Source organism: Mesorhizobium sp. M7A.F.Ce.TU.012.03.2.1 (assembly GCF_004006095.1).
GTDB lineage: Bacteria > Pseudomonadota > Alphaproteobacteria > Rhizobiales > Rhizobiaceae > Mesorhizobium.
In genome coordinates this window covers 5,227,548-5,245,587 of record NZ_CP034779.1, presented here as the reverse complement: position 1 = coordinate 5,245,587, position 18,040 = coordinate 5,227,548, and the positions used below count along the sequence as shown (strand labels likewise).

General features: G+C 63.0%; 14 protein-coding genes. 9 read left to right on the top strand and 5 right to left on the bottom strand.

Annotation, left to right across the window (positions count from 1 at the left end; genetic code table 11):
- Window position 1: 1 nt before the first annotated feature.
- Window positions 2-2,638, bottom strand: coding sequence for a type I DNA topoisomerase (gene topA / locus EJ079_RS25940; RefSeq protein WP_127810542.1), 2,637 nt, complete (start codon window positions 2,636-2,638; stop codon window positions 2-4).
- 368 nt (window positions 2,639-3,006) lie between these two features.
- Window positions 3,007-3,384, bottom strand: coding sequence for a hypothetical protein (locus EJ079_RS25935; protein WP_127810541.1), 378 nt, complete (start codon window positions 3,382-3,384; stop codon window positions 3,007-3,009).
- A gap of 173 nt (window positions 3,385-3,557) precedes the next feature.
- On the opposite strand from EJ079_RS25935, the gene EJ079_RS25930 reads away from it, so the two are divergent.
- The 6 genes from EJ079_RS25930 (at window position 3,558) to EJ079_RS25910 (ending at window position 9,310) form a co-directional block, all read left to right on the top strand.
- A complete protein-coding gene (locus EJ079_RS25930) occupies window positions 3,558-4,304 on the top strand; it encodes a cytochrome c biogenesis CcdA family protein (RefSeq protein WP_127379876.1) in 747 nt (248 codons plus the stop codon).
- Between the two features lie 79 nt (window positions 4,305-4,383).
- Complete coding sequence (locus tag EJ079_RS25925; protein WP_245481737.1) at window positions 4,384-4,707, top strand: nuclear transport factor 2 family protein; 324 nt, start codon at window positions 4,384-4,386, stop codon at window positions 4,705-4,707.
- Entirely contained in the window at window positions 4,704-4,847 is a 144-nt protein-coding gene (locus EJ079_RS34010) for a hypothetical protein (protein WP_245481736.1), read from the top strand. The genes EJ079_RS25925 and EJ079_RS34010 overlap by 4 nt, the downstream gene beginning before the upstream one ends.
- A 121-nt stretch (window positions 4,848-4,968) precedes the next feature.
- Complete coding sequence (gene glmU / locus EJ079_RS25920; protein WP_127810540.1) at window positions 4,969-6,327, top strand: bifunctional UDP-N-acetylglucosamine diphosphorylase/glucosamine-1-phosphate N-acetyltransferase GlmU; 1,359 nt, start codon at window positions 4,969-4,971, stop codon at window positions 6,325-6,327.
- Window positions 6,328-6,504: 177 nt separating this feature from the next.
- Window positions 6,505-8,328 carry a glutamine--fructose-6-phosphate transaminase (isomerizing) gene (gene glmS, locus EJ079_RS25915; protein WP_127810539.1) on the top strand — a complete coding sequence of 608 codons (1,824 nt, stop codon included), beginning with the start codon at window positions 6,505-6,507 and terminating at the stop codon, window positions 8,326-8,328.
- A 226-nt stretch (window positions 8,329-8,554) separates the two neighbouring features.
- A complete protein-coding gene (locus tag EJ079_RS25910) occupies window positions 8,555-9,310 on the top strand; it encodes a DUF502 domain-containing protein (protein ID WP_027036784.1) in 756 nt (251 codons plus the stop codon).
- Here EJ079_RS25910 and recG read toward each other — a convergent pair.
- A complete protein-coding gene (gene recG / locus EJ079_RS25905; RefSeq protein ID WP_127810538.1) occupies window positions 9,262-11,370 on the bottom strand; it encodes an ATP-dependent DNA helicase RecG in 2,109 nt (702 codons plus the stop codon). The genes EJ079_RS25910 and recG overlap by 49 nt on opposite strands.
- A 92-nt stretch (window positions 11,371-11,462) precedes the next feature.
- On the opposite strand from recG, the gene EJ079_RS25900 reads away from it, so the two are divergent.
- From EJ079_RS25900 to EJ079_RS25890, 3 genes are all read left to right on the top strand, one after another.
- Complete coding sequence (locus EJ079_RS25900) at window positions 11,463-11,750, top strand: succinate dehydrogenase assembly factor 2 (RefSeq protein ID WP_127810537.1); 288 nt, start codon at window positions 11,463-11,465, stop codon at window positions 11,748-11,750.
- An 87-nt stretch (window positions 11,751-11,837) separates the two neighbouring features.
- Complete coding sequence (mfd, locus tag EJ079_RS25895) at window positions 11,838-15,335, top strand: transcription-repair coupling factor (RefSeq protein WP_127810536.1); 3,498 nt, start codon at window positions 11,838-11,840, stop codon at window positions 15,333-15,335.
- A 136-nt stretch (window positions 15,336-15,471) separates the two neighbouring features.
- Entirely contained in the window at window positions 15,472-16,845 is a 1,374-nt protein-coding gene (locus tag EJ079_RS25890) for a 3-deoxy-7-phosphoheptulonate synthase class II (RefSeq protein WP_127272015.1), read from the top strand.
- A 66-nt stretch (window positions 16,846-16,911) separates the two neighbouring features.
- Here EJ079_RS25890 and EJ079_RS25885 read toward each other — a convergent pair whose 3' ends face one another.
- Both EJ079_RS25885 and EJ079_RS25880 read right to left on the bottom strand, forming a co-directional pair.
- Complete coding sequence (locus EJ079_RS25885) at window positions 16,912-17,679, bottom strand: RES family NAD+ phosphorylase (RefSeq protein WP_127810535.1); 768 nt, start codon at window positions 17,677-17,679, stop codon at window positions 16,912-16,914.
- Window positions 17,639-18,013: an MbcA/ParS/Xre antitoxin family protein gene (locus tag EJ079_RS25880; protein ID WP_127810534.1), complete on the bottom strand. Its 375-nt coding sequence runs from the start codon at window positions 18,011-18,013 to the stop codon at window positions 17,639-17,641. Before EJ079_RS25880 ends, EJ079_RS25885 begins: the two co-directional genes overlap by 41 nt.
- Between the last annotated feature and the right edge of the window lie 27 nt (window positions 18,014-18,040).

Genomic DNA, 18,040 nt, shown 5'->3' with positions numbered 1-18,040 from the left:
CCTATCCTTTTTTCTTCGCGGCCGGCTTCTTCGCAGCCGGCTTCTTGGCTGCCACTTTCTTGGTCGCCGGGGCCTTGGCCGCGGCTGCCTTTCGGAACGGCTTCTTGCCGCCGCCGCCCTTGGCCTCTTTCTCGGCAATCAATGCCAGCGCATCCTCGATCGTCACCGACTGCGGATCCTTGCCCTTGGGCAGCGTAGCATTGACCTTGCCGAAATTCACGTAAGGCCCGTATTTGCCGTCGCGCACGACGATCTTGCCGCCGCCATCCGGATGGTCGCCAAGCTCCTTCAGCGCCGCGGCAGTACCGCCATTGCGGCCGCCCTTGCCCTTCAGCTGCTTCTCGGCGATCACCGATACGGCGCGGTTGAGGCCGATCGAGAACACGTCCTCGATGCTTTCGAGATTGGCATAGGTGCCGTCATGCAGCACGAACGGGCCGTAGCGGCCAAGCCCGGTTGAGATCATCTTGGCGGTTTCCGGATGCTGGCCGACATCGCGCGGCAGCGACAGCAGCGCCAGCGCCTTTTCGTGGTCGATCGACTCGGCCGTCCAGCCCTTGGGCAGGCTGGAACGCTTGGCCTCCTTGCCGTCGCCACGCTGCAGATAGGGGCCGAAGCGACCGCTGCGCAGCGTGATTTCCTCTGACGTGTAAGGGTCCTTGCCGATCACCTTGGTGCCGTCCTCGCCGCCGCCATTCTCGCCATTGGGATTGGCGGCATCGCCGAGCTGGCGGGTGAAGGAGCAATCGGGATAGTTGGAGCAGCCGACAAAGGCGCCGAACTTGCCAAGCTTCAGCGACAGATTGCCGGTGCCGCATTTCGGGCAGATGCGCGGATTGGAGCCGTCCTCCCGCGTCGGGAACACCAGCGGTGCCAGTTCTTCATTGAGCGCGTCGAGCACGTCGGTGACGCGCAGTTCCTTGATGTCGGCGACGGCACCGGAAAAATCCTTCCAGAAATCGCGCAGCACGTCCTTCCAGGCGAGCTTGCCGTCGGAAATCTCGTCGAGCTTTTCCTCAAGGGACGCGGTGAAGTCGTATTCGACATAGCGTTTGAAGAAGCTTTCGAGGAAGGCCGACAGCAGCCGGCCCTTGGCCTGCGGCACCAGCCGGCGCTTGTCGATGGTGACGTAGTCACGGTCCTCTAGCGTCTTCAGGATCGCCGTATAGGTAGAAGGCCGGCCGATGCCGAGTTCTTCCAGCTTCTTGATCAGCGAGGCTTCGGAATAGCGCGGTGGCGGCTCGGTGGTGTGCTGGGTCGCGTTGATCGCCTGGCGGGCAAGCTGCTCGCCGGCGCGGATTTCGGGCAGGCGGCGATTTTCCTCGTCTTCCGCATCGTCGTCCTTCTGGTCGGTGTAGGCGGCAATGAAGCCGTCGAAGCGAACGACCGAACCGATGGCACGCAGCTCAGCGGTGCGCGATCCGTTGACCGCCTCGATCTCGGCGGTGGTACGCTCGATCTCGGCCGACTGCATCTGGCTGGCGATGGCGCGCTTCCAGATCAGCTCATAGAGCCGCATCTGGTCGGAATCGAGATAGTGCCTGACGGATGCCGGGGTGCGCATGAAATCCGTCGGGCGGATCGCTTCGTGCGCTTCCTGGGCGTTCTTGGCCTTGGCGGTATACTGGCGCGGCTTTTCCGGCAGGTATTTTGCGCCGAATTCCTTGGCAATGGCGTCGCGTGCGGCGTCGATCGCCTCGGGTGCCATCTGCACGCCGTCGGTTCGCATATAGGTGATGAGACCTGTGGTCTCGCCGCCGATCTCCATGCCTTCATAGAGGCGTTGCGCCACCTGCATGGTGCGGCTGGCCGAGAAGCCCAGGCCCGATGAGGCGGCCTGCTGCAGCGTCGAAGTGGTGAAGGGCGGGCCGGGATTGCGCTTGGTCGGCTTGGCTTCGACCGACACCGCCTTGAAGGTCGCGCCTTCAAGCATCGACTTGATGTCGTCGGCCTGCGCCTTGTTGGAAATGTCGAGCTTTTGCAGCTTCTTGCGATCGAAGGCGGTCAGCCGCGCTTCGAAATTCTCGTTGCGCGGCGTGCCCAGCAGTGCAGCGATCTGCCAGTATTCCTCGCGGATGAAGCGCTCGATCTCGGATTCGCGATCGCAGACCAGGCGCAGCGCAACCGACTGGACGCGGCCGGCCGAGCGGGCGCCCGGCAGCTTGCGCCACAGCACCGGCGACAGCGTGAAGCCGACGAGATAATCCAGCGCCCGGCGGGCGAGATAGGCATCGACCAGCGGCGCATCGATCTGGCGCGGATTGGCCATTGCCTCCAGCACCGACGATTTGGTGATGGCATTGAAGACGACGCGGCTGACCGGCTTGTCCTTCAGCGCGCGCTTCTGCTTCAGCACTTCAAGAACGTGCCAGGAAATGGCTTCGCCTTCGCGATCCGGGTCGGTGGCGAGGATCAGGCCATCGGCATCCTTGACCGCCTTGGCGATGTCGGCGAGTCGCTTGCCCGAGGCGGTGTCGACCGCCCAGGACATGGCGAAATCCTCATCCGGACGCACCGAACCATCCTTGGCAGGCAAATCCCTGATATGGCCGAACGAGGCCAGAACCTTGTAGTTCTTGCCGAGGTATTTGTTGATTGTCTTCGCCTTGGCCGGCGATTCGACGACGACGACGTCCATGAGGTCTCATATCAGCTGTGGTGCGGCAGAAGAATTCCGCTGCGCGCGACGAAATCTCGTTCTATTTGTCGCTCACATGGCCGCGCTTTTGCATCCGGTCAAGGGGAAGCGCCCAAATTGCGGGCCGGTCTGCTGCAATACACTCTTAGAGTGTATAGAGAAAATCACAGAATTTGGGAAAGGGAGATGGTGGTCTCAAGTCAGCGGAAACGACTGGTTTTCATTTTCGCCGAGTCGCGGAAAGCTGCTGGAGCAGTGGCATCGGGGCGACGCCAGTGGCAAATTGATCGACGCTGGCCGCCGGCTGCATAGAGCGATGCCTGGCGACCAGCCTTGTTCCGCCATCAGGCGTGAATATATTGAGTATCTTAGTCGGCCTTGACGATATGCCAGACTTCGCCGACGCCGTCGCCGGTCACATCGCCGGGCATCTTGTCCTTGATGAAGGTGTAGACCGGCTTGCCGTCATAGGCCCACATCTTGGTGCCGTCGGTGCGGTCGACAACGGTCCATTCGTCGTCCGCATTGGCGCCGGCTTCGGCTTTCAGCGGCGGCCAGTTGGTGGCGCATTTGTCGTAGCAATTGGTCTTGCCCTTCTCGTCCTTGTCATAGGTATACAGCGTCATGCCGTTGGCGTCGGTGTAGATCTTGGTGCCATTGACCTCGGCTTCCTTCCACGCGTCGGCGGCGAAGGATGCGGCGGTGCTGAGCAGAAGCGCTGCCAGTCCTGCGGTTATGGTTTTCATGGAAATCTCCCTGACTGGTATCTGGAGACGCGCGGGAAATCGCGGCCTCGCTGTGTCAACGCCCAGGGGCTGCCGTTTCTTCCCCGGCAAGCATGATCTTGCCAACACAATGGTGATTGGTGGACAAGGCTGCGCGTCGCTATATCAGCGACACGACAGTGGAGTTCCTGGAAATGGCATTGGACATCGGCTATGTCAGCGCGGTCGGGGCGGGAGCGATCTCGTTCCTGTCGCCTTGCGTGCTGCCGCTGGTGCCGCCCTATCTCTGCTATATGGCCGGCGTCTCGGTCGACGATTTCCGCGGCAATGCGGGTGCGACAGCGCGTGAAGGCGCGCGCGGCGCGCTGCTTTATTCCTCGATCGCCTTCGTGCTCGGCTTCTCGACCGTCTTTGTCGCGCTTGGCGCCGGGGCTTCGACCATCGGCCGGCTGCTGCGTATCTGGCAGGAGCCGCTGGCGATGGGCGCCGGTGTGCTGATCATCCTCATGGGCCTGAATTTCCTCGGTATCCTGCGCATTCCGCTGCTTTCACGCGAGGCGCGCTTCCAGTCGCAAGGCAAGCCGGCAAGCGCCGTCGCCGCCTATGTCATGGGGTTGGCCTTCGCCTTCGGCTGGACGCCCTGCATCGGTCCGGTGCTCGGTCCGATCCTGACGCTGGCCGGCGGCCGCGAGACGGTGGGCGAGGGCGCGCTGCTGCTCGCCGCCTATTCGCTCGGGCTGGGTATCCCGTTCCTGATCGCCGCCCTGTTTTCCGGCGCCTTCATGCGCTTCCTCGGCAAATTCCGCGTTCATCTCGGCCGGGTCGAAAAGGCGATCGGCGCGCTGCTGGTGGTCGCCGGCGTGTTTTTCCTCACCGGCGGCGTGCAGACGGTGTCTTACTGGCTGCTGGAAAATTTCCCGGTGCTGGGGCGGCTGGGGTAGGTCGCGTCGGCGGAACGATGCACGGCAGCCCGCATTTGCAGTACCGTTGATCAACACTTTTTCGAGCCGGGAGGCGAGAATGGTAGCCAAGGCGGATGTGCGAAAATTCTTCAAGGTCTATGAGAAAATCTACAATGACGCGATCGCCGACACCGTCGACCTCAACGACGTCGCGGACATGTATTCGGCCGGTTTTGTCTCGGTGACGCCGGCAGCGGTCATGGTTGGCGAGAATGGCGAGCAGTTGAAGGCCATCATGACGAAGGGCTTTGAGGCCTATCGTGCCCTCGGCAGCAAGAGGATGACCTGCAAGGAGGTCTCTGTGACACCTGTCGACCAGGACCATTGCGTGGCTGAGGTAAACTGGGCCGGTGACTATGAAGCAAGGATGGGAGTCCCGTGACCATCGACTTTGCGGTCAACTATCTCGTCGAAAAGCGTGACGGCAAGCTGAAGGTGTTTGGCTGGACATCAGGTGACGAGCAGGCGGAATTCAGAAACACGGCCTGTTGTAGGTGTGCTGACTGCCGAATTCCGTTTTAAGACCCGCTGATTAAGAGTCAGCTGCTCCGCCATCTCACCGAAATTTAACCGCATTGGTGAAGCAAGGCGCCACTGCTAGCATGCTTTGATTCCCAACCCTTTTCATATGGTTGTCCCTTCCATGAGCCAGAGATCCTGCCTGTCCGTCATCCTTGCCGCCGGCGAAGGCACGCGCATGAAGAGCGTGCTGCCGAAGGTGCTGCACCAGATCGCCGGCCTGCCGATGGTCGCCCATGTGGTGAAGGCAGCCGAAGCCGCCGGCGCCGGCAGCCAGGCGCTGGTGATCGGCCATGGCGCCGACGAGATGCGCAAGGCTGCGGCAAAGTTCGCGCCGAAGGCCGAGACTTTCGTGCAGGAGAAGCGCCTTGGCACCGCGCACGCCGTGCTGGCCGCACGCGATGCGATATCAAAGGGTTATGACGACGTCCTGGTGATGTTTGGCGACACGCCGCTGATCGACGCCGATGCGCTGACCGTGGCGCGGCTGAAGCTGGCCGAGGGCGCCGCCGTCGTCGTGATCGGCTTCCGCCCGCCCAGCCCGACCGGCTATGGCAGGCTGATCGAGAAGGACGGCAAATTGGTGGCCATCCGCGAGGAGAAGGACTGTTCCGAGGAGGAAAGAAAGATCGGCTTCTGCAATGCCGGCATGATGGCGGTGGCCGGCGCCCACGTGCTGACGCTGCTCGATCAGGTTGGCAATAAGAATGCCAAAGGCGAATATTATCTCACCGACATTGTCGAGATCGCCAGTGCGCGAGGCCTCGATGTCGTCGCCACCGAAGCCAGCTTCGAAAGCGCACTCGGTATCAACAACCGCGCCGAACTTGCGCAAGCCGAGGGCATATGGCAGGCGCGCCGGCGGCATGAAGCGATGCTGTCGGGCGTGACGCTGATCGCGCCGGAGACCGTGTATTTCTCGCACGACACCGAGATCGGCACTGACACGATCGTCGAGCCCAATGTCTGGTTCGGTCCGGGTGTGAAGATTGCGACGGGCGCCAAGATACATGCGTTCAGCCACATCGAAGGCGCCACCATTGCGTCCAATTGCGATGTCGGGCCATACGCGCGACTGCGGCCGGGTGCTGATCTCCGGGACAAGGCCAAGGTCGGCAATTTCTGCGAGGTCAAGCAGGCGGTTATCGAAGAGGGCGCCAAGGTCAACCATCTGACCTATATCGGCGATGCCCGCGTCGGCGCGGGAGCCAATATCGGCGCCGGCACCATCACCTGCAATTATGACGGCTATTCGAAATTCTTCACGGACATCGGCGAGGGCGCTTTTGTAGGCTCCAATTCGTCGCTGGTGGCACCTGTCACCATCGGCAAGGGCGGCTACATCGCCTCGGGCAGCGTGATCACCGAAAGCGTGCCCGACGATGCGCTGGCCTTCGGCCGTGCTCGCCAGAAGACGATCCCGGGCAAGGGCAAGGAATTGCGCGAACGCTTTGCTTCGGCCGCGGCTGCGAAGAAAAAGTAAGACCAGCCCGCAAAAAACCGAACGATTGCAGTAACCGGATTGCAAGAGCGGTCTGTCATGGTGCATCGACAAGAATGAGCGTTCCGTTACACGGGACGAAATGCAATGTGACTTTCGCGGCAGGCCGGCCATCCCTAAATAGCGCTGGTTTTCCACGGGGAATCGGGGGCTGTCTGCATGTGCGGTATCGTTGGAATCGTCGGCCACTCGCAGGTTGCGCCGCTCATCGTCGATGCGCTGAAGCGGTTGGAATATCGCGGCTATGACTCGGCCGGCGTCGCCACCATCGAGCACGGCCAGCTTGCTCGCCGCCGCGCCGAAGGCAAGCTGATCAACCTCGAGCGCCGGCTCAAGGACGAGCCGCTCGACGGTACGATCGGCATCGGTCACACACGCTGGGCGACACACGGCGTGCCCAACGAGACCAATGCGCATCCGCATTTTTCCGACGGTGTCGCCATCGTCCATAACGGCATCATCGAGAATTTCGCCGAATTGCGCGAAGAACTGATCCGCGATGGCTATTCTTTCTCCTCGCAGACCGACACCGAGGTCGTCGCCCATCTGGTGGCGCGCGAACTCGCCAGAGGGCTGAAGCCGGTCGAGGCCGCGCACCAGGCGCTGAAGCGGCTGGAAGGCGCTTTCGCGCTGGCCATCATGTTCAAGGGCGACGAGGACCTGATCGTCGGCGCGCGCAATGGTCCGCCTTTGGCTGTCGGCCATGGCGATGGCGAGATGTTTTTGGGCTCCGACGCCATCGCGCTCGCACCGTTCACCAATTCGATCACCTATCTCGAAGATGGCGACTGGGCGGTGGTGCGCCGCGACGGCGTTGCCATCTTCGACATCGACGGCACAAAGGTCGACCGCAAGCGCCAGCAGTCGCTTTCGACCAGCTTCATGGTCGACAAGGGTAACCGGCGCCATTTCATGGAGAAAGAGATCCATGAGCAGCCCGAAGTGATCTCGCATACCTTGGCGAATTATCTGGATTTTGTCGGCGGCGTCTCCAAGCCGCTCGACCTGCCTTTCGATTTCGCCAAAATCGACCGGCTGGCGATTTCGGCCTGCGGTACCGCCTATCTTGCCGGCCTGATCGGCAAATACTGGTTCGAGCGCTACGCGCGCCTGCCCGTCGACATCGATGTCGCCTCCGAATTCCGTTACCGCGAAATGCCATTGTCGAAGAACGACGCGGCGTTCTTCATTTCGCAGTCCGGTGAGACTGCCGACACGCTGGCCTCGCTGCGTTATTGCCGCAAGGCCGGCATGAAGATCGGCGCGATCGTCAATGTGCGCGAATCGACCATGGCGCGCGAATCCGATGTCGTGCTGCCGACGCTCGCCGGGCCGGAGATCGGCGTTGCCTCGACCAAGGCGTTCACCTGCCAGCTTTCGGTGCTGGCATCGCTTGCTGTGCGGGCCGGCGTGGCGCGCGGGACAATCTCGAAAGAACAAGAGAAGACCCTGGTGCGCGCGCTTTCGGAAGCGCCGCGCTATGCCAATCAGGTGCTCAAGCTTGAAGAGCAGATCGAACGGATCGCGCGTGAACTCTCACGCTACAAGGACGTGCTCTATCTCGGCCGCGACACCAACTTTCCGCTGGCCATGGAAGGCGCGCTGAAACTCAAGGAAATCTCCTATATCCACGCCGAGGGCTATGCGGCCGGCGAGCTGAAGCATGGACCGATCGCGCTGATCGACGAGAACATGCCGGTCATCGTCATTGCGCCGCACGACCACATTTTCGAAAAGACCGTTTCGAACATGCAGGAAGTGGCGGCGCGCGGCGGCAAGATCATCCTGATCACCGACAGCAAGGGTGCGGCGCTGACGAGCGTCAAGACGATGGAGACGATCATCCTGCCGGACGTGCCGGAAATCATCTCGCCGATCATCTACGCGCTGCCGATCCAGATGCTGGCCTATTTTACCGCCGTCTTCATGGGCACCGACGTCGACCAGCCGCGCAATCTGGCGAAATCGGTGACGGTGGAATAGCTCTCATCCTTTCGTCATCCTCGGGTCTGCGCCGCGTCGCTTCGCTCCTTGCTCCGCCCGTGGATGACGAAAGGAAGGATGTTTTCGGCTAATCGTGAACGTATGCTGCTTCCGTTTGGATTGCTCCGTTGGAAGTGGCGGCATAATCGGCTCTTTAAAGACTTCGCAGTTCCAAACTGGACGGCGGTTCACTAATGTCGCGTCGAAATAGCACCTCCGGTGAATCATGTCCGACGCTCCCAAGACTTCCGGCGTGACCCGGCTGAGGAACTATTTCCTCACGGGCTTCATCGTCTGCGCGCCGCTGGCGATCACCGCCTACATCGCCTGGTCATTCATCGGTTGGGTCGATTCCTGGGTGAAACCCTATATTCCGGCCCGCTACAGCCCTGACACCTATTTGTCGTTTCCTGTGCCGGGGTTCGGGCTGATCGTGGCGCTCATCCTGATCACGCTGATCGGCTTCCTGACGGCCAACATCGTCGGCCGCGCCATCGTCAATTTCGGCGAGCGCCTGCTTGGCCGCATGCCGTTGGTGCGCGGTATCTATGGCTCGCTGAAACAGATTTTCGAGACCGTGCTGTCGAACAAGGGCGACATGTTCCGCCAAGTCGGACTGGTCGAATATCCGCGCAAGGGTGTGTGGTCGCTGGTGTTCGTCGCCAGCGAGAAGGAAACCGAGATCAACCAGAAGCTCGACCAGGAAGGCGATCCGCTGATTGCCGTATTCATGCCGTGCACGCCAAACCCGACCACCGGATTCCTGATGTATGTGCCGAAGTCGGACATCGTGCTGCTCGACATGACGATTGAGGACGGCGCCAAGCTGATTGTGTCGGCCGGGCTGGTGGCGCCCGAGGTCAAGCAAATGGTTGTCGTGAATGGCGAGCCGATCGAAGGGATGCTCGCCAACCCGTCGGTTGCCGCCCTGGCTCAGCCGGCGCGCAGGAGCCGCACGGCCTCGTCGCGGCCGAACAAATAAAGCAGCAGGCGCAACGCCTCGCCACGCTGCGATTGCAGCTCCGGGTCGCGCGACAGGATCAGCCTGGCATCGTCGCGGGCGGCCTCCAGAAGGTCGGCATGCGCCTCGATGCGCGCAACCTGGAAACCCGGCGTGCCAGACTGGCGGGTGCCCAGCAATTCGCCTTCGCCGCGCAGCTTCAGGTCTTCTTCGGCGATCAGGAACCCGTCCTCGGTCTCGCGCATCACCGACAGCCGGCGTTTTGCGGTCTCGCCAGGCGGGTCCTTGTAGAGCAGCACGCAGGAGGAGGGCTTGTCGCCACGCCCGACCCGGCCGCGCAGTTGGTGCAGCTGGGCCAGGCCGAAGCGCTCGGCGTGCTCGATGACCATGACGGTGGCGTCCGGCACGTCGACGCCGACCTCGATGACGGTGGTGGCGATCAGGATGCGTGTCTCGCCCTGCTTGAAGGCACGCATCGCCTCGTCCTTCTCGGCACCCTTCATGCGGCCGTGAACGAGCCCGATACGGTCGCCGAACAATGGTTTCAGCGACGCGAAGCGGTCCTCGGCCGACATCAGCTTGATTTCTTCGGATTCCTCGACCAGCGGACAGATCCAGTAGATCTTCTGGCCGCTGGCGACGGCGTCCACCATGCGGTCGACCAGTTCGTCGAGCCGCTCGAGCGGCAGTGTAACGGTACGGATCGGCTGGCGGCCGGCCGGTTTTTCCGTCAGTTTCGACACGTCCATGTCGCCGAAAGCGGTCAGCACCAGCGTGCGGGGGATGGGAGTGGCCGTCATCACCAGCATGTCGGGCGCGTCGCCCTTGGCGGTGATGGCGAGCCGCTGATGGACGCCGAAGCGATGCTGCTCGTCGATGACGGCGAAGACCAGGTCGTGGAACATGACCGTCTCCTGGAACAGCGCGTGGGTGCCGACGACGATGTCGATCTCGCCGCTCGCCAGACCGGCCAGCGTGTCCGCGCGTTCGCGGCCCTTTTCGCGGCCCGTGAGGATAGCGATGCGCAGTCCGACCTTGGCGGCGAGCGGCGTGATGGTCGCCAGATGCTGGCGCGCCAGGATTTCGGTCGGCGCCATCAGTGCTGCCTGGCCGCCGGCCTCGACGGCGCGCGCCATGGCCAGCAGCGCGACGACCGTCTTGCCGGAGCCGACATCGCCCTGCAGAAGCCGCAGCATGCGCTCGGGATCAGCGAGGTCGGCATTGATTTCGGCCAGCGCGAACTCCTGGCTCGATGTCAGCGAATAGGGCAGTGCAGTCCGCAGTTTTTCGACGATGCGGCCGTCGCCGACCAGGGGACGCCCGGACAGCCTGCGGACTTTTGCCCGCACCAGCGCCAGCGAGACCTGGCCCGCCAGCAACTCGTCATAGGCGAGCCGCCGCCAGGCGGCGCCGTCGATGGCGACGTCGATCGGGTCGGCCGGATTGTGGATGCGGGCGAGCGCATCGGCAAAGGCCGCAAAGGTGTGCCGGCGCATGAAGGCGCCGTCCTGCCATTCGGGAAATTCAGGCACACGCGCCAGCGCCTGGCCGATCGCCCGGCGCAGCACCTTGCCCGAGAGCCCGGCTGTCAGGGGATAGACCGGTTCGACCAGCGGCAGGTTTTCCGCCTCGCTGGCCAGCGCAATATGGTCGGGGTGGACCATGCTCGGGCGGCCATTGAACCATTCCATGCGGCCCGAGACCACGACATGCTCGCCCTCGGGCATCGCCTTTTCGAGATAGGAAGCGTGAGCATGGAAGAAGGTCAGCGCGATCTCGCCGGTGTCGTCATGGGCGAAGACGCGGTAAGGCACCGACCTGTTGCCGCGCGGCGGCGGCTGGTGGCGGTCGATGCGCACCTCCAGCGTCACGATTTGGCCTTCCGCGGATCCTGCGATGCCCGGGCGGCTGCGCCGGTCGATGACGGTGTGCGGCAGCACGAACAGAAGGTCGCCCGTGCGGGCGGGGCGGTCACCCAGATCGGCCGGGACAACCTTCTCGATCAGCGCGCCGACTTTCGGTCCGACGCCTGCAAGCGACGTGATCGGGACAAACAAGGGATCGAGGTTGGTCGGGCGCATGATGTCAGCTTATGTTGCGATGGCGGCAGCGCAAGGCTGACAGCCCCTTCTATCCACGCTATATGCGCCGCAGCAAGCAAGGATGCGGTACGATGACCGGAACGACGAGATCAAGCGAGGGGCTGGACGTGCACCGCCGCAAGCTTCTGTTTCGCTCCTGGCATCGCGGCATGCGCGAGATGGACCTGATCCTCGGCACTTTCGCCGACGCTGAGATCGGCGCCTTGACGGCCGAGGAAATCGACCAATATGAGAGGCTCCTCGACATTCCCGATACCGAATTCCTGCCCATGGTCACCGGCGAACGCCCGGTTCCGGCCGATATCGATTGTGCCGTCCTGCAAAAGATCCTGGCTTTCCGCCACTCCATGACATTTTGAACAACGACATCCTGAACACAAGCAATTCCAGGAAAAGTGCGAAGCGGTTTTCCGTTCGGAGTTGCGATAGAACAAGACCGTGATTTCATGAGCCTCATTCCCACCATCGGTTTGCCGAAAGGCCGCGCCGGCCAGTTCATCGTCGACGGCGTCGCCGACGGTTACGAAGCCTTTGCGCTGGTGCAGGCGGCACTCGAGATCGCGCCCGACAAGCCGGTTCTGTTCGTCGCGCGCGACGGTCAGCGCCTGCCGGCGATCGTTGAGGCGCTGTCTTTTGCTGCCCCCGGCCTGCCGGTGCTGCAACTACCAGCGTGGGATTGTCTGCCCTACGACCGCGTCTCGCCCGGTTCGGATGCTGCCGCCAAGCGCCTCGATGCGCTGACCGCCATGATCGCTCTGGCGAAGAAGCCGCACCGCGCCGTCATCCTCACCACCGCCAATGCGCTGCTGCAACGCATTCCGCCGGCGGATCTCGTCGAGGCACAGACGTTCCACGCCAGGCCCGGCAACCAGATCGACATGAACGTACTGGTGTCGCGGCTGGAAACGTCCGGTTTTGAGCGCGTGCCGACCGTGCGTGGCATCGGCGAGTTCGCAGTGCGCGGCGGCATTCTCGACCTGTTCGCGCCCGGCTGGACCGAAGCACTCAGGCTCGACTTCTTCGGCGACACGCTGGAATCGATCCGTGTGTTCGACGCCGCCACGCAGCGCACCACCGGTCAGCGCAAGTCGATGGCGCTGCAGGCGATGAGCGAAGTGGCGCTGACGCCCGAAACCATCAGCCGCTTCCGCCGCTCCTACATCGAAGCTTTTGGCGCGCCACAGCGCGACGATGGGCTCTATGCGGCGGTCAGCGAAGGGCGTCGCTTCGCCGGCATGGAGCACTGGCTGCCGTTCTTCTACGAACGGCTGGAGACGGTGTTCGACTATCTGCCTGACACGCCTGTCATCTTCGACCATCTGGCGCATGAGGCGCTGGCCGAGCGCCACACGCTGATCCTCGATCACTACGAGGCGCGCAAGAAGCAGGCGGACGGTGCCTTGAAGGACGCCGTGCCCTACAAGCCGGTCGCACCGGACCTGCTCTATCTCTCCCCGGAAAACCTGATTGCCTCGCTCGGGCCGCGTGAAGCGATCGACTTCACGCCATTCGACGCGCCCGAAGTTGGCGCCAAGAAGGTCTATCACGCCGGCTCACGCCACGGCCGCAGCTTCGTCGAGGAGCGCGCCGATCCGAACGCCAATGTGTTCGATGTCGTCGTCAAACACATCGCCGATGAGCGCGCGGCGCGCCGCCGCGTCGTCATCGCCGGCTGGACCGAAGGCTCGCTCGACCGGCTTGGCCAGATCCTAGCCGAACACCATCTAGGCAACCTCAAGCAGGTGGCGACGCTGGCGGAAGCCGAAAAGCTCGAACCCGGTCAGGCGGCCCTGGCCGTGCTGCCGCTCGAATCCGGCTTCGAGACCGAAAAACTGGTCGTCGTCGCCGAACAGGACATTTTGGGCGACCGGCTGATCCGGCGTTCGAAACGCAAGAAGCGTCCCTCGGACTTCATTGCCGAGGCCTCGGCGCTGTCGGCCGGCGACATTGTCGTCCATGCCGATCATGGCATTGGCCGTTTCATCGGCCTGCGTACCATCGAAGCGGTCGGCGCACCGCATGACTGCCTTGAAATCCACTATGCCGGTGACGACCGGCTGTTCCTGCCGGTGGAAAACATCGAGCTTCTGTCGCGCTACGGTTCTGACACAGCCGAGGCGACGCTGGACAAGCTTGGCGGCGGCGCCTGGCAGTCGCGCAAGGCGCGACTGAAGAAGCGCCTGCTCGACATGGCCGGGCAGCTGATCCGCATCGCCGCCGAACGGCAGATGCGCTCCGCACCGCCACTGGTGCCGGCAGAAGGCCTCTATGGCGAGTTCGCGGCCCGCTTCCCCTATGAGGAGACCGACGACCAGCAGACGGCCATCGATTCGGTGCGCGACGATCTTGCTGCCGGCAAGCCGATGGACCGGCTGATTTGCGGCGATGTCGGCTTCGGCAAGACCGAAGTGGCGCTGCGTGCCGCCTTCATCGCGGCGATGGAAGGCTTTCAGGTGGCAGTTGTGGTGCCGACGACATTGTTGTCGCGCCAGCATTTCAAGACCTTTTCGCAGCGTTTCTCCGGCCTGCCGATCCGTGTCGGCCAGGCGTCGCGGCTGGTCGGCGCCAAGGAACTGGCCGAGACCAAGAAAGGCATCGCCGAGGGCCAGGTCGACATCGTCATCGGCACGCACGCGCTGCTTGGTTCCGCGATCTCGTTCAAGAACCTTGGCCTGCTGATCATCGACGAGGAGCAGCACTTTGGCGTCAAGCACAAGGAGCGGCTGAAGGATTTGAAGACCGACGTGCACGTGCTGACGCTCTCGGCGACACCGATCCCGCGCACGCTGCAACTGGCGTTGACCGGGGTGCGCGAGCTGTCGCTGATCGCCACGCCGCCAGTCGACCGAATGGCGGTGCGCACCTTCATCTCGCCGTTCGATCCCCTGGTCATCCGCGAGACGCTGCTGCGCGAGCGATATCGCGGCGGCCATTCCTTCTATGTGGTGCCGCGCATCAGCGATCTCTCGGAAATCCATGATTTCCTGAAGGAATCCGTGCCGGAGTTGAAGGTGGCGGTGGCACATGGCCAGATGCCGCCGGGCGAACTCGACGATATCATGAATGCCTTCTACGACGGCCAGTACGACGTGCTGTTATCGACGACCATCGTCGAATCCGGTCTCGACATCCCGACCGCCAACACGCTGATCATCCATCGCGCCGACATGTTCGGCCTGTCGCAGCTTTACCAGTTACGCGGTCGCGTCGGTCGCTCGAAGGTGCGCGCCTATGCGTTGTTCACGCTGCCGGCCAACCGCAAGCTGACCGACACCGCCGAGCGCCGGCTGAAGGTGCTGCAATCGCTGGATACGCTGGGCGCCGGCTTCCAGCTCGCCAGCCACGACCTCGATATCAGGGGCGCCGGCAATCTTCTCGGCGAAGAGCAGTCCGGCCACATCAAGGAGGTCGGCTTCGAACTCTACCAGCAGATGCTGGAGGAAGCCGTTGCCGAGGTGAAGGATTCCGGCGAGGTCCAGGATGGCGGCTGGTCGCCGCAGATTGCCGTCGGCACGGCGGTGATGATCCCGGAAAGCTATGTTCCGGACCTGCAGCTCCGGCTGGCGCTCTACCGCAGGCTTGGCGATCTCGAAAACACCGAGGAAATCGACGCTTTCGGCGCCGAGCTGATCGACCGCTTCGGCCCGCTGCCGGACGAGGTCAAGCATCTGCTCAAGATCGTCTTCATCAAGGCGCTCTGCCGCAAGGCCAATGTCGAGAAGCTCGACGCCGGGCCGAAGGGCGTCGTCATCCATTTCCGCAAGCGCGAATTCTCCAACCCGGTCGGGCTCGTCCGGTTCATCGGCGAGCAGGGCTCGCTGGCCAAGATCCGGCCGGACCACAGCGTCGTCTTCGTGCGCGATTGGCCAACCCCCGAGAAGCGATTGGCGGGCTCCGCGGTCATCATGACCCAGTTGGCGCGGCTGGTGGAGAAGGCGGCGTAGCCGGCCCAGGCCATTCGCCAGCGCTTGAATTCCGGTCTAGAATAGGAAATCGGCTTCGTGTATGGAGCCGCCATCCCATATAGGGGCGGGAAATGGCAGGCGAGGGTGCTTGCCGGAAAGAGCGTTGGGTGCAGCGATGACGAAATGGTCGCCGAATTCGTGGAGAGCAAAGCCGATCAAGCAGGTTCCTGCCTATCCGGACCTTGCCGCGCTGAAGAACACGGAGGCCCAGCTCGCAACCTTTCCGCCGCTGGTTTTTGCCGGTGAGGCGCGCAAGCTGAAGAAGCAGCTCGCTTCTGTCGCCGCCGGTGACGCATTCCTCCTGCAGGGCGGCGATTGCGCCGAGAGCTTCGCCGAGCATGGCGCGGACAACATCCGCGACTTCTTCCGTGTCTTCCTGCAGATGTCCGTGGTGCTCACCTTCGCCGGCGCGCAGCCGGTGGTGAAGGTTGGGCGCGTTGCCGGCCAGTTCGCCAAGCCGCGTTCGTCCGACAACGAGACCAAGGGCGAGGTGACGCTGCCCAGCTATCGCGGCGACATCATCAACGGCATCGAATTCGACCCGAAGTCGCGCATTCCGGATCCCGCCCGCCAGGAGATGGCGTACCGCCAGTCGGCGGCGACGCTCAACCTTCTGCGCGCCTTCGCGCAAGGCGGCTATGCCAGCCTGGAGAACGTGCACCGCTGGATGCTCGGCTTCGTGTCCGACAGCCCGCAGGGCGAAAAATACGAGTCTCTCGCCAACCGCATCACCGAGACGATGGACTTCATGAAGGCCGTCGGCATCACTTCGGAAACCAACTACGCGCTGCGCGAGACGGATTTCTACACCAGCCATGAGGCGCTGCTGCTCGGCTACGAGGAGGCACTGACGCGTGTCGATTCGACCTCTGGCGACTGGTATGCCACCTCGGGCCACATGATCTGGATCGGCGACCGCACCCGCCAGCCCGATCATGCGCATGTCGAATATTGCCGTGGGATCAAGAACCCGCTCGGGCTGAAATGCGGTCCTTCGCTGACGCCGGACGGCTTGCTGGAGCTGATCGACCTGCTCAATCCCGAGAACGAGCCCGGCCGGCTGACGCTGATCGCCCGCTTCGGTTCCGACAAGGTCGCCGACCATCTGCCGAAGCTGGTTCGCGCGGTGCAGAAGGAAGGCCGCTCCGTGGTGTGGTCGTCGGACCCGATGCACGGCAACACGATCGAGGCCGCCGGCTACAAGACGCGGCCGTTCGACCGCATTCTCAAGGAGGTCCAGACCTTCTTCGAGGTGCACCGCGCCGAAGGCACGCATCCGGGCGGCATCCATGTCGAAATGACCGGCAAGAACGTCACCGAATGCACCGGTGGCGCGCGCGCCATCACCGCCGAGGAATTGCAGGACCGCTACCACACCCATTGCGATCCGCGCCTTAACGCCGACCAGGCGATCGAACTGGCCTTCCTGGTCTCGGATCTGTTGAAGAAGAGCCACCCGGTGCAGCACAAGCAGGCGGTCAACGGCTAAGCGTGTTTCGGCTTGAACGTTGATAAAAGAGCGCTGGAGAAATCCGGCGCTTTTCTTTTGGTTGATTCAGTGCCCGCGTTCCCAGCGCAAGTCGGCTAGACGGGGATCGGCAAAGGCGGTTCTGGCAAATTCGATCCGTTTTTCCGGAAATTCGCAGATCGCCTGCACGCCGAACGCGCCGAGGCGGATCCGCCAGGTCTGCGGCTCCATCGGCTTGGCCTTGGCAAAGCCGCGGCAGGTCAGCAGCGCAATGTTGGCGCCCTTGGGGTCACGTGCCGAGCGGTAGCGGATCGCCTCCAGCCCGGCTTCGCGGGCGGTATCGGCAATGGCTTGGCAAGCGGCATAGTCGGTCGGATGTGCCCATGCAGCGGCGTCACGATCGAGCGGCGGCCGGGTGAGATCGATTGCTCCAGCGCATTTGATTGCGGCGGCAAAGGCCGTGTATTCGGCGGCGTCGCTTGGCCATGGTGTTCCGGGCGACTCGGCAAAGAACAGCAGCCGGTAGAAGGCCATTTCGGCAACCGCGGTCATCATGGTCTCGGCCGCATAGTAGACGCCCTTGGTCCTGCCGGCGCGGCGGAAACGCGAACCGTGCGGATAGACCGAGCCGTAGCGAAAGGGCGTCGCCAGGAGATAGTGGAGATGGCGGCATTCAATTGGGATTTGCGGCTTGGTTTCCTCGATCAGGTCTTCGAGCATCGCCTGCTCGTCGAGCGTGTCGACGATTTTCAGCGTCGAGACATGGTGCTGCGCTTCGACCATGCGCCAGTATTTGCCGTCGATGCCGACGGTCTCAGACGAGAGCGCGTCGGGAGTCCAGATAGGCAATGACATCGACGAGCCCGGTGATGGTGAGGATTTTTTCAAGCGGAGCGGCGTCGAACGCCGCGTTGACGTTCTTCAGCCATGCCCGGGCGACGACCGCGTCGCCGCCGACAATGGCATCGAGCGAGCGGAACAGCCTGACGAACAGCACGGCAAGCTCGAATGGCTTGGTGCCGCGCTCGAGCAGGAATTCGTCCCTGCGCATGCGCGAAACCGTGGCCTCCGAAACACCGATCACCGAGGCCAGCATCCTGGCGGTGATGTCCAGCAGATCGGCCGCGCGCAGCGTGGCCTTGGTCAGCACTGCGCTTTCGGCTGTCTTGGCAGCGGTTTGAGGTTGCATCGCGGCCCTTCCTATTTCTGTGGAAAA